The organism is Mycobacterium sp. (assembly GCF_050701675.1).
GTDB lineage: Bacteria > Actinomycetota > Actinomycetes > Mycobacteriales > Mycobacteriaceae > Mycobacterium.
Genome location: NZ_JBOGDD010000085.1, coordinates 1 through 12136, shown reverse-complemented (window position 1 = coordinate 12136; position 12136 = coordinate 1). Strand labels below are relative to the sequence as shown.

Genomic DNA, 12136 nt, shown 5'->3' with positions numbered 1-12136 from the left:
AACGCCTGGGTGTTGATGTCCCAGCCGTTGAAGTCGTCCTGGGCACGCAGGCCGTCGAGCAGGTACACGGCGGGTGAGTTGGCGCCGCCGCTCTGGAACTGCACCTTGATGTCGTGGCCCATGCCCGCAGACGGAACCTGCAGATACTCCACCGGCAGGCCGGGGCGCGAGAACGCTCCCGCAGTCGCGCTGCCGCCGAGGACGCCGATCATTCCCGGCAGAAGCATCAGAGCCGCGGTCACGCCCAGCAGTCGGCGCGCAAAGCGTCCGAGTGTTCCGTCAAACAACATCTACGAATCCGTCCAGTTCCTGTTACGGGTATGTCGCCCACTCCGCTGCGATCTGAGATCGCCCATGCGGCATCCGAATCATCTCCGTCAGCCGCGCCCGCCCACATAGCAGGAGGACCTGAGTAATAACTTGTAGTAGGCAGTAAAACACGCGGCCAGCGTCACGAGCCAACCCGGACACGGTCACGAGGAGTGACGCGACCGTCAGTCGAGCGGGTTTTCGGAGCCGTAGGCTGCTGCTCGTGACGAGTTCCCGCAGCAGCGCAGGCAACCGTCTCGGCCTCGACGACTGGATTCAGGCCGGCTACGCACTGCTCGCCGAGGAAGGGATCAAGGCGCTCAAGATCGACCGGCTGTGCGACCGCCTCGGCGTCACGAAGGGCAGCTTCTACTGGCACTTCGACGGCATGCCCAGCTACCGCGCCACCCTCATCCGATCCTGGGGTGAACTGCGGGACGAGGATCGCCGCGCGTTCGACGACATGGACGGCCTGGCCCCCAGAGAGCGACTGACCCAGATGATGACGTCCCTGGTCAGTCCCCGGCATTGGACGTTGGAACGGGCGATGCGGGAGTGGGCGCGTTCCGATGAAACCGTTGCCGGGAGCGTGCGCGCCGCGGACCGCAAGCTGTTGCGCGCGGTTCGCCAGGCCTTCGTGGACTACGGCTTCGACGTCGACGAGGCGGAGATGAGGGCCAACGCGACGTTCGCGGCAGGCATCGGCTTCCTCCACCTCTCGGGCGCAATGCCCGATGCCAGGGACGCTGCCCGTGGTGAACGCTTCCTAGACCTCATGCTTGCGCGCTGAGACCGGCTTCCATACTTTTAGGTATGGTAGCGTCGCCGACATGCAGGCAATCGACGGAATCACCGACGCATTCGTGGGCAGATTGGCCGAACGCGCCCGCGAAGCCGAGGACCTCCGGCGCCTACCCGAGGGCACCCTCGCCGACCTGAGGGCAACGGGGCTCACCGAACTCCTGGTGCCCAAGCGCTTCGGCGGCCAGCAGGCCGACTTCCCCACGATCCTCGATCCCGTCCGCCGAATGGCCCACGGCTGCACCTCCAGCGCATGGACCATCGGCTTCTACACCTTGCACAACTGGATGCTCGCGCTGTTCGGCGAGCAGGCCCAGGAGGAGGCCTTCGCGACGCGGCCATTCCTGGCGCCCGCCCCCCTGGCGCCCACCGGCCGCGGCGTGGCCGTCGACGGCGGCATCCGACTCACCGGCCGGTGGTCGTGGGCCACTGGTGTGATGGCGGGCAACTGGCTCATCGTCGGCGCACTGTGCGGCCCGGACGATGGCATCTATCCCGCCCTGGCGCTGCTCCCCGCGGCCGACTTCACCACCGAAGACGTCTGGCACACCGACGGGATGCGCGCCACCGGCTCCAACGACGTGGTCGTGACCGATGCGTTCGTACCGGAACACCGGCTGGTGAGGGTCATCGACATCTACGGAGGCACCGCGCCGGGCGCGAGCCTGTACGACTCGTCGACCTACCGCTGGCCCATGGTCCCCGCGCTTGCCCTCCTGGCGGCGATGCCTGCCCTCGGCAGCGCAGAGCGCGTGAGCGAGCTGTACGCGGAGCGGTTGGCCGAACGGGTGCTGCCGTATGAGGGCGTGATGCAGAGGGACAAGCCCATCGCCCAGGCTCACCTCGGCGAGGCGCGGGTGCGGCTGCGGGCATTGCGCGGACTGCTGGCCGACACCGTCGGCACCATCGAGGACATCGTCAATTCGGGAGATTCGGTCCCCCGGCCGGTTCGCGGTGACGCGAGAATGGCCGCAGCGCACATCGTGCACGAGTCCCGCGCGGTGATCGCCGCCCTGACGGAGGCCTCCGGGGCGAGTGCCCACTTCCTCGACAGCCCGCTGCAACGCTTCAAGCGCGACGTCGACGTCATCTCCGGTCACGTCGTCTTCGACTACGACACCAGCCGGGAACTCGCGGGTGCGCTGGCACTGGGGATGAAGATCCCGCGGACGGCGATGGTATGACCCGGACGCAGCGATGAGCGCTCGCGCGAAGAGCAGAGTGCTATGGGTGGAGGGCAGCCCCAAGGGTGACGACGCCCTGTCCTCGCAGGCGGCGTCGGCCTACCTGGAGGAATTGGGCGGCGAGGTCGAACGCTTCTCGGTCTGGGGCGATGAGCTGTTGCGCTTCGGCCGTGATGCGGCGATCGTCAAGTTCGCGACGCTGTTCGGCGAGCCCGTGACCGATGAGCAGAAGAAGATCTGGAAGCGGGTGCTCGCCGAGATCGAGCGGGTGCGCGCGTTCGATCGACTGGTGGTGTCGTCCCCGATGTGGAACTGGAACATCCCCCATGCGCTGAAGGCGTGGATCGACGTCATCGTTCAGCCCGTGGCCAGCTTCACGCTCAACGATCGCGGCGAGCACGTCGGCGCGCTAGGCGACGGAAAACCCTTGCAGCTCATCCTGACTCGTAGTAGCGCTTACGACGGGACGAGCCCCGAGCTCCAGGACTTCCAGCGTCCATATCTCGAGTACGTGTTCACGATGGTGGGTTACGACGTGACCTCGCTGGTGATCGAGCCGACCACCAGGTGGACGACCGAGGAGCGTGAGTCGATGCGCACCGAGGCGATCGACGCGGCGCGCGCTTCGGCGACCGCTGCCCATTGACCGGTGGTGTGAAATGGGATCCATGCCCAATGCCGCAGTGACCACTTTCTTCCAGAAGCGGGTGGCCAACCCACTGATGCGCCGACTGCCCTTCCAGACGCTGCTGGAGACGACCGGCCGCAAGTCCGGTGAACCCCGTCGCACCCCGCTCGGCGGCCAGGTGGACGGCGACCGGTTCTGGTTCGTCTCGGAATTCGGCGAGAAGTCCCAGTACGTCCGCAACATTCAGGCCGACCCGCGCGTCCGCGTGCGGCTACGGGGCAAGTGGCACAACGGAACCGCACATCTGGTGCCCGACGACGACCCCAACGCCAGGCTGCGAGAGCAGTCACAGCTCAACGCGTTCGGGGTGCGCACGTTCGGCACGAATTTGCTGACGGTGCGCGTCGACTTCGACCGCTAGCCAAGGCGACCCCTCATCGAATTAGGCCTTGCTCATCGCCAAAGATAAAAGTAATGTCAGTTTTAGTTTTGAACGTCCACCCCTGCCGCGACGTCATTGGAGACAGCCATGGAATCGTTCATCCACCTCCGCAAGGGCACGACGCCGCGGCGTCTGCACGCCGACCTCGACGGCCTCAAGGACGACGAACTGGGCCGCGGCGGCTTCACTGGACGGACCGCCAACATCTACCGGCGCAACGACCCAACGGCGTACCGATCGGTCGGGCCGCTGCGACCCGTCGACGTGCTGTCCAGCGAGCTGAAGCCCGCCGACGCGACCGATGCCAGCGGCGGTCCGCTGCTGATGTTCTCCAATGCCGACTGCCTGGTGCTGCTGTCCCGGCGCACCGAGGAAATGCCGTACTTCGTGCGGTACGTCGACGGTGACGTTCTCTTCTTCGTGCACAAGGGCGCCGGCCTGCTGGAGACGGAGTTCGGTCCGCTGCGCTACCGCGAGGGCGACTGGGTGTACATCCCGAAGGCGTGTACGTGGCGTCAGGTGCCCGATCCCCGGGGACAGGAGCGGAGCGACCAGGGGGGCGGTTCCGGCGAGACCACGCTGCTGATGATCCAGGCCACCGACGAGTTCCGGGTGCCGCCTGCCGGACAGCTGGGTCGCCACTTTCCGTTCGATCCCTCACAGATCGAAGTGCCCGAGCCGGAACCGATCGACGACGACGGGCGGGACGAGTACGAAGTACGCCTTGTCCACGATGGTGGGCCGACGACCCTGTTCTACCAACACAATCCACTCGACGTCGAGGGGTGGCGCGGCGACAACTTCCCGTTCACGTTCAACATCGCCGACTACAACGTGGTGACCTCGGACAGCGTGCACCTGCCGCCCACCGTGCACCTGTTCATGCAGGCGACCGGGGTCTACGTGATGAACTTCCTGCCCAAGCGGGCCGAGGGCGTGCCTGGCACCGAGCGGACACCCTGGTACCACCGCAATGTCGACTACGACGAGATTGCGTTCTTCCACAGCGGCTCGCTGTACGGCATCCCGATGCCGCCCGGCCTCGTTTCGCATGCGCCACAAGGGGTTCACCACGGTGCGCCGGAGAAGGCACGCGAACGCGCCCGCCGCAAGTTCGACGAGTACGACCGCGTGGACTGGTCGGTGATCGCCGTCGACACCCGCCGTCGCCTGGTCCCGTCCGCCGAGGTACTCGCCAACGATCTCGGGCAGCACTGATGAGCGCTTGCGCGAAGAGGAGAGGGCACTGATGACCACCACCGAGAAGGCTCCCGTCAAGCACGACTACGAGCGCATCCCGTATCTCGTTGCCTACCAGAACACCTCGACGACACGCGACGTGTACGGCGGCGTCGCCGAGCTCGTCGTTCTGGAGAGCTATCTGCTCAAGCCGAAGGACAATCCATCGGATACCGTGCTGGTATTCATGCACCCGATCGGTGGCGGCGCCTACCTGCCGATGATCAACGCCCTGGCCCGGGCGGGTAACCACGTCATCTACTGCAACAGCCGATTCCGTGGCACCGACTCCGCGCTGCTGATGGAGAAGGTCGTCGAGGACCTCGGCGAGTGCATCAAGGACGCCAAAAATCGCCTCGGCTACTCAAAGGTGGTGCTGGCCGGCTGGAGCGGCGGCGGTTCACTGTCGGTGTTCTACCAGCAGCAGGCCCAACGCCCCACGATCACGGCCAGCCCATCGGGTGACGGTCCCGACCTGACCAAGCTCGGCCTGATCCCCGCCGACGGCATCATGCTCCTTGCCGCGCACATCAGCCGCCACGGCACCATGACCGAATGGCTGGACGCCTCCATTCTCGACGAGTCCGATCCGTCCACGCGCAACCCCGAACTCGACCTCTACAACGCGGACAACCCGAACCAGCCGCCGTACAGCCAGGAGTTCCTCGAGCGGTACCGGCAGGCCCAGGTCGACCGCAACCGACGAATCACCAAGTGGGTCAAAGAGAAGTTGGCGAAGCTCTCCGAAGAGGGACGACCCGATGACGAGTTCGGCTTCGTCGTGCACGGCACGATGGCCGACCCGCGCTGGCTGGATCCGACCGTCGACCCGAACGACCGCACCCCTGGCACCTGTTACCTGGGTGATCCTCAGGTGGTGAACAACTCACCCGTCGGTCTGGCCCGGTTCTGCACTCTGCGCAGCTGGCTCTCACAATGGAGTTACGACGACGCCAACGGTGACGCCGTGGCCTGCGGACCCGACATCGCCGTGCCTGCGCTGGTCATCGGCAACCTCGCCGACGACGCCTGCACGCCGAGCCACACCCGCCGACTGTTCGAGGCGATCGGGCATCCCGACAAGGAGATGCGCGAGATCGAGGGCGCCAACCACTACTACTCCGGGCCCGACCAACGCGGCACGCTCCGGGAAGCAGTGGGGATCTGCACGGATTGGCTACACCGGCACGGGTTCTCGCTGTGAGTGTCACCGGCGCAGGGGTTCCCCCCGCTATGGGGGGCGAGCGCAGCGACTCGGGGAATTGCACGGGCCCGCTGGACGGCATCCGCGTCATCGAGGTCGGCACCCTGATCTCCGGACCGTTCGCGGGACGCCTGCTCGGCGACATGGGCGCCGAGGTCATCAAGATCGAGCCACCCGGCTCCCCCGACCCGCTGCGCACCTGGGGTCAGGCCGAACTCGACGGCCACCACTTCTTCTGGACGGTGCACGCCCGCAACAAGAAGGCCGCCACCCTGAACCTGCGGATGGAAGCTGGCCGTGCCCTCTTTCTCGACCTCGTCGAGCACTCCGACGTCATCGTGGAGAACTTCCGGCCCGGCACGCTGGAGAAGTGGAATCTGGGTTACGACGTTCTGCGCGAACGCAATCGGGGCATCATCCTGGTGCGGGTGTCCGGCTATGGCCAGACCGGGCCGGAGGCGCAGAAGGCCGGATACGCGTCGGTCGCCGAGGCCGCCAGCGGGCTGCGGCACATGAACGGCTTCCCCGGCGGGCCTCCCCCGCGGCTGGCGCTATCGCTTGGCGACAGCCTGGCGGGCATGTTCGCCGTGCAGGGCGCGCTGGCCGCGCTCTACCGGCGCACGGTGACCGGTGAGGGCCAGGTCGTCGACGCCGCCCTGACCGAAGCATGCCTGGCCATCCAGGAGTCGACAATCCCCGACTACGACGTGGGCGGTGTCGTCCGCGGGCCGTCCGGCACCAGGCTCGAGGGCATCGCGCCGTCGAACATCTATCCGACGGCCGACGGCACCTGGGTGGTGATCGCGGCCAATCAAGACACCGTCTTCCGCCGGCTGTGTGGCGCCATGGGCCAGCCCGAGCTGGCGACCGACGATCGCTTCGTCAATCACGTTGCCAGGGGCCGCAATCAGGATGAGATCGACAAGATCATCGCCGCATGGGCGGCCGAGCGGCAGCCCGCCGACATCATCGCCACCCTTGGCGAGGCCGGCGTGATCAGCGGACCCATCAACACCGTCGCCGAGGTGGTCACCGATCCGCAGCTGGTGGCCCGCGGCATGATCGCCGATCACTGGGATGAGAGGGTCGAACGCAACGTGAAGGGCCCCGGCGTGGTGCCGGTGTTGTCCGAGACGCCAGGGACCATCCGCTTCGCGGGCTCCGCCGCGCCCGGCCAGCACAACGGCGAGGTGTACGGCGGGCTGCTTGGCCGGTCCGCGGACGAGCTCGAGGCGCTGCGGAGGGAGGGGGTGTTGTGAGCGTTTCAGGAGAGTTCGTCACGATTCGCGAGGTGAGCCTGCGCGACGGGCTGCAGATCGAGGATCCGATCCCGTTGTCGGCGAAGATCGAACTCCTCGAGGCAGTCGTCGCCACCGGCGTCCGTGAGATTGAGGCGACCGCGTTCGTATCCCCGTCGAAGGTGCCCGCACTCGCCGACGCCGCGGCGCTGGCAGCCGAGTTGCCGCGCCTGCGCGAGTCCCACGGCGTCGAGTTCTCCGCGCTGGTGGCGGGTCCCGGCGGTGCGGGCAGGGCCATCGCCGCAGGGATGGGGTCCATCGAATACGTGGTCTCGGCCGCGGACGCGCACAGCCACGCCAACGTCGGTCGATCGACCGCCGAGTCCACCGATCTGATCGCCGACATCGCTCGCATCGCGCACGAGAACGACGCGACCATCGAAGTGATCATCGCCACCGCGTGGGATTGTCCGTTCGACGGGCCGACTGACCCCAAGCGCGTGCTCGACATCGCCACCGCGGCAGTCGAGATCGGTGCGGACAGGGTCGCCATCGCCGACACCATCGGCACCACCACGCCGCGACGGGTGACCGCCCTGATCGAGCTGCTCCGGCCGATCATCGGCGACCTGCCGCTGGGCGCCCACTTCCACAACACCCGCGGCGCCGGGCTGGCCAGTGCCTATGCCGCCGTCGCCGCGGGCGTCAGGCGGCTAGACTCGTCGGTTGGCGGCCTTGGCGGCTGCCCGTTCGCGCCAGGCGCCAGCGGCAACATCGCCACCGAGGACCTGGTCTACCTGTTGCGCGACAGTGGGATCGGAGTCGACGTCGACCTCAAGGCGGCGATCCACGCGGCCGACGTCGCCCGCAAGGCCGTCGGCCACGACCTACCGAGCGCACTGCTGCGCGCCGGCGATCGCATCCTGAGCTGAGCCGGACCGTGCCTGCCGAGTCACTCACCGCCAAGGGGCGTCAGACCCGCGACGCCATCGAGCTCGCCGCTCGCAAGTTGTTCGCCGAGCGGGGTTTCCACGGCACGACACTGACCGAGATCACCTCGGCGGCCGGCAAGTCTCCTGCGGCGTTCTACCGGTACTACACCGACAAGGAAGACCTGCTGGCAGTGCTGGCCGAGTCGTTCCTGCGCGACGTGGTCGCACCGCTCGGCCCGCAGATGCACCTGCCGGACTCGCCAGAGGACGGCGAATTCTTCGTCTCGGCTGTGACGGGGTACTGGAACATGTTCAAGCAGAACATCGGCATCATGGTCGCCGTTGACCAACTCGCGGCGGTTCGGCCACGGTTCGCCGCGCTGCAGAACGAATTCCGCCGGTTCGGCATCGACATCGTGCGGTCCTCGGTACTGCACGCGCAGGAGCAGGGTTACGGCGCAGATCTCGATCCCGAACACACCGCGCTGGCCATCTCGCTACTGTTCGAGCGATTCACCACGGTGTATCTCCGCGAGGACACCGGCATGCTGGGAGTCGCAAGCACCGACGAGAACGCGGTGCGGACTCTGTCGACGATCTGGAAGAAGACGCTGTACGGCTTTTGAGAGTTGCCCCATCAGAAAGGAATCAGTGTGGATTTCGCCCTGCCCGAGCACCTTCCGGGTCTACTGGCCGAGATGGACGCCTTCATCGAGGCGGAGATAGAGCCGCTGCAAGCCGAGCACATGCAGTACTTCGATCGACGCCGCGAATACGCCAGAACCGACTGGGAGAACGGCGGTATCCCACAGCGGGCGTGGGAGGATCTGCTCGACGAGATGCGTCGCAGGGCTGATGCTGCGGGCTGGCTGCGCTACGGCCTGCCGTCGCGATTCGGCGGACGTGACGGCACCAACCTCGACATGGCCGTCATCCGGGAACACCTGGCGCACAAGGGTCTCGGGCTGCACAACGACCTGCAGGACGAGTCGTCGATCGTTGGCAACTTCCCCCAGGTCATCATGATGGACCGATTCGGGACGGATCAGCAGAAGAAGGAGTGGGGCGAGGCGCTGCTCACCGGTGAGCGCTCGATGGCGTTCGGGCTGTCCGAGCCGGACCACGGCTCCGATGCCACCTGGCTGGAGACCACCGCCGTGGCCGACGGTGGCGGCTGGGTGATCAACGGGACCAAGCGCTGGAACACGGGCGTGCACAGGGCCACCCACGACCTGGTCTTCGCCCGTACGTCCGGCGAGGCCGGGCAGGCGGTCGGGATCACGGCGTTCCTGGTGCCGACCGACACGCCAGGCTTCACGGTGCCCTTCTACTGGTGGACGTTCAACATGCCCACCGACCACGCCGAGGTGGAGCTGAAGGACGTGCACGTGCCCGCCGACGCGATACTCGGCGAGGTGGACCACGGGCTGGAGGTCGGCCAGACCTTTCTGCACGAGAACAGGATTCGTCAGGCAGCCAGCAGTCTGGGCGCTGCGCAGTACTGCATCGACCGGGCCGCCGCGTACGCGAGCGAGCGCGTGGTGTTCGGCAAGCCGCTCTCGGTGAACCAGGCCGTGCAATGGCCCCTCGTCGAGCTGCAGGCCGAGGCGCAGATGGTGCGACTGCTGGTCTATTACGCCGCGTGGCACCTTGACCGCAACCACCACATGGAGGTGTCGGACAAGGTGTCGATGGCCAACTACCGCGCCAACCGACTCGTGTGCGAGGCGGCCGACCGGGCCATGCAAGTTCACGGTGGTCTCGGCTACAGCCGCCACGAGCCGTTCGAGCACATCTACCGTCACCATCGCAGATACCGGATCACCGAGGGGGCGGAGGAGATTCAGATCCGACGGGTGGCGCAGCGGATGTTCAAGTTCGGTTCCCGCAAGTGACGCCCGAGGAACTGGCTCCAGCGCTTGCAGGTGTGCTGGCGCCCTCGCTCGGCGACGTCCGGGTGGACGACCTGCGAGTACTGACCGGCGGCGCGAGCCGGGCGACGTGGGCCTTCGACGCGGTCACCGACACCGGGTCGCGCGAGCTCATCCTGCGCATCGGGCCTCCCGACGAGATTCATGCGGGCATGGAACTCGAGGCGGCGGCGCTCGGCCGGGCGGCTGCCACGGGAGCACCGGTGCCATCAGTCCTGGTTGCCGACGATTCCTCTGGCCCACTGGGCAATCCGTTCCTCGTCTGCGACTTCATCGGCGGCGAGACCATCGTGCGCAGGATCCAGCGCGCCCTCGACGACGACTCCCGTGCCGACCTCGTCCGACAATGCGCGACGGCGCTCGCGGCCATCCACCGTGCCGACCCGACCGGCATCGGACTGAAGGTCTCCGACCAGCTGGACGAATGGCATTGCCAGCTCGACGAAATGGGCGATACGACGGCCACTTTCGAATGGACGTTCCGGTGGCTGGCGGCCCACCGGCCTGCCGCATCACGGAACGTGCTCGTGCACGGCGACTTCCGGATGGGCAACCTCATCATCGAGACCAGTGAGCAACCCGCCCAGCTGGCGGCGGTGCTGGACTGGGAGCTCACCCACAGCGGCGAGGTGTACGAAGACCTGGCGTGGTTCTGCATCAGGGCGTGGCGCTTCGGTGCGCCCGAGTCGCTCGCGGCCGGGGGGCTCGGCAGCATCGAAGACTTCCTGAATGCCTACGAGGACGCCTCGGGCACGACTCTCGATCGCGACGCCATGCGCTGGTGGCTGGTGCTGTCCACGCTGCGCTGGGGTGTCATCTGCCGCTACCAGGCGGAGCGCCACCTGTCGGGGCAGACGCGATCCGTCGAGCTCGCCGCGATCGGCCGTCGCGTCTGCGAAACGGAGTTCGACCTGCTTGCGCTGTTGGAGGCATCGTGACCGACGTTCACGGCAGACCCACCGCGGCCGAGCTCGTCGCGGCGGTCGCAGAGTTCCTGGAATCCGACGTCAAGGATTCCAGCACGGGCTCCGTCAAATTCCACGCCCGCGTCGCCGCCAACGTACTGCGTACCGTCGAGCGAGAGTTGCTCGACGCCAGTGGCGCACCGGACCTGCTCGGCTTCGGCGATGAACGAGCGCTGGCTGCGGCCATTCGCGCGGGCGACCTCGACGACCACGGACCGGAGGTGTTGGGGTGTCTACGGGCGCTCGTCAGTCACCGCCTCGCGGTATCACATCCAGGCTATGAGAACCCGTAGCGCTCAGAGCCGTCGGGCCCGCGCCCGCCAGGCCGGCTCGTCGACCCTGGTCCCCACCGCGAGACCGATGGCGTCTGCGTGCACGTCGGTGACCACTCCCCGGTACGTGACGGTGTCCAGCGCTTCCAGTTCCCAGCCGGTGCCGAATGCCGTTCGGATGTCGGACTCGCTGACCTGCGGCCCGAATCCGCGGCCCGCATCGGACAGGGCCAGCACGTGAACCAGGGCACCCGAGGAGGTGGCACCGAGCAGACTCGCCACGTACCGCGCCCGGTCGGCCTCGTCGAAGACGTGGAACAGGGCGCTGTCGACCACGGTGTCGTATTTCGATGCGGTGCCGAGGTTCATCGCGTCGGCGACCTCGAAGCGCGCGTCGACGCCCTTGGCCGCCGCGTTCTCCCTGGCGCGCGCGACGGCATTCGGCGCGAAGTCGATGCCGACCACGTCATATCCGAGCTGGGCCAGCAGGATCGTGTGTTCACCGGCGCCGCAGCCGGCGTCGAGCACCTTGCCGCGGATCAAGCCGTTGGCTTCGAGGTCGACGATCGCCTGCTGCGGCTCGCCGATGACCCATGGCGGGGTGCCGGATCGATAGGCGTCGTCGAAACGGTCCATGGACGGTGTCGCGGAAGTCATGGAGCCAGTGTTCTACCTCAACCGCCATTGAGGTCAACGAGATGAGGAGATGACGATGGCCGAGGACGTGGCAGTCAGATTGTTCGGGGCAATCGAACGCGGCGACTACGAAGCCGTCGAGAGGCTGTGGGCCGACGACGTCGCGGTGTGGCACAGCGGTGATGCCCACGACAACGACCGCGTGCGGGCGCTTAAGGTGATCAGGTGGTTCATCGCGACCACGACACAGCGGACCTACGAGATTCTCGACCGTCAGTTCTTCGGCGGCGGCTTCGTCCAGCAGCACGTTCTGCGGGCCGACGGGACCAACGGTTCGTCGATCACACTGCGGGTA

The 12136-nt window shown here is 67.0% G+C and carries 15 protein-coding genes; 13 read left to right on the top strand and 2 right to left on the bottom strand.

Translation table 11 applies throughout. From position 1 onward, the window contains the following. On the bottom strand, positions 1–227 hold a 227-nt coding region (locus ACRDUX_RS02685; RefSeq protein WP_526410762.1), incomplete at its 3' end, for an alpha/beta hydrolase-fold protein. A gap of 305 nt (positions 228–532) precedes the next feature. Between ACRDUX_RS02685 and ACRDUX_RS02680 the strand changes: the two genes are divergently transcribed. The 12 genes from ACRDUX_RS02680 (at position 533) to ACRDUX_RS02625 (ending at position 11166) form a co-directional block, all read left to right on the top strand. Beyond that, a complete protein-coding gene (locus ACRDUX_RS02680) occupies positions 533–1099 on the top strand; it encodes a TetR/AcrR family transcriptional regulator (protein ID WP_526410756.1) in 567 nt (188 codons plus the stop codon). A gap of 40 nt (positions 1100–1139) precedes the next feature. Next, positions 1140–2294 carry an acyl-CoA dehydrogenase family protein gene (locus tag ACRDUX_RS02675; protein ID WP_526410754.1) on the top strand — a complete coding sequence of 385 codons (1155 nt, stop codon included), beginning with the start codon at positions 1140–1142 and terminating at the stop codon, positions 2292–2294. Between the two features lie 13 nt (positions 2295–2307). After that, positions 2308–2940: an NAD(P)H-dependent oxidoreductase gene (locus tag ACRDUX_RS02670; protein ID WP_526410752.1), complete on the top strand. Its 633-nt coding sequence runs from the start codon at positions 2308–2310 to the stop codon at positions 2938–2940. Between the two features lie 22 nt (positions 2941–2962). Next, a complete protein-coding gene (locus ACRDUX_RS02665) occupies positions 2963–3343 on the top strand; it encodes a nitroreductase/quinone reductase family protein (protein ID WP_526410750.1) in 381 nt (126 codons plus the stop codon). 108 nt (positions 3344–3451) lie between these two features. After that, positions 3452–4582, top strand: coding sequence for a homogentisate 1,2-dioxygenase (locus ACRDUX_RS02660; RefSeq protein WP_526410748.1), 1131 nt, complete (start codon positions 3452–3454; stop codon positions 4580–4582). 31 nt (positions 4583–4613) lie between these two features. After that, the gene (locus ACRDUX_RS02655) at positions 4614–5807 is read left to right on the top strand and encodes an alpha/beta hydrolase family protein (RefSeq protein WP_526410746.1); all 1194 of its coding nucleotides are present in this window, start codon (positions 4614–4616) and stop codon (positions 5805–5807) included. 29 nt (positions 5808–5836) lie between these two features. Further along, positions 5837–7066, top strand: coding sequence for a CaiB/BaiF CoA transferase family protein (locus ACRDUX_RS02650; RefSeq protein ID WP_526410760.1), 1230 nt, complete (start codon positions 5837–5839; stop codon positions 7064–7066). Further along, positions 7063–7977 (top strand): hydroxymethylglutaryl-CoA lyase, encoded by a 915-nt coding sequence (locus tag ACRDUX_RS02645; protein WP_526410744.1) that lies wholly within the window; start codon positions 7063–7065, stop codon positions 7975–7977. The genes ACRDUX_RS02650 and ACRDUX_RS02645 overlap by 4 nt, the downstream gene beginning before the upstream one ends. 8 nt (positions 7978–7985) lie before the next feature. Further along, positions 7986–8603, top strand: coding sequence for a TetR/AcrR family transcriptional regulator (locus ACRDUX_RS02640; protein WP_526410742.1), 618 nt, complete (start codon positions 7986–7988; stop codon positions 8601–8603). Positions 8604–8630: 27 nt separating this feature from the next. Continuing rightward, on the top strand, positions 8631–9872 hold the full coding sequence (locus tag ACRDUX_RS02635; RefSeq protein ID WP_526410740.1) for an acyl-CoA dehydrogenase family protein: 1242 nt from the start codon (positions 8631–8633) through the stop codon (positions 9870–9872). 11 nt (positions 9873–9883) lie between these two features. Continuing rightward, the gene (locus ACRDUX_RS02630) at positions 9884–10846 is read left to right on the top strand and encodes a phosphotransferase family protein (RefSeq protein WP_526410758.1); all 963 of its coding nucleotides are present in this window, start codon (positions 9884–9886) and stop codon (positions 10844–10846) included. Beyond that, positions 10843–11166 (top strand): DUF6285 domain-containing protein, encoded by a 324-nt coding sequence (locus tag ACRDUX_RS02625; protein WP_526410738.1) that lies wholly within the window; start codon positions 10843–10845, stop codon positions 11164–11166. The genes ACRDUX_RS02630 and ACRDUX_RS02625 overlap by 4 nt, the downstream gene beginning before the upstream one ends. 3 nt (positions 11167–11169) lie before the next feature. Here the strand turns inward: ACRDUX_RS02625 and ACRDUX_RS02620 are convergent, their stop codons facing one another. Beyond that, complete coding sequence (locus tag ACRDUX_RS02620) at positions 11170–11802, bottom strand: class I SAM-dependent methyltransferase (protein ID WP_526410736.1); 633 nt, start codon at positions 11800–11802, stop codon at positions 11170–11172. A gap of 55 nt (positions 11803–11857) precedes the next feature. Here ACRDUX_RS02620 and ACRDUX_RS02615 point away from each other — a divergent pair. Further along, positions 11858–12136: nuclear transport factor 2 family protein (locus ACRDUX_RS02615; RefSeq protein ID WP_526410734.1), on the top strand; the 279-nt coding region annotated here is incomplete at its 3' end.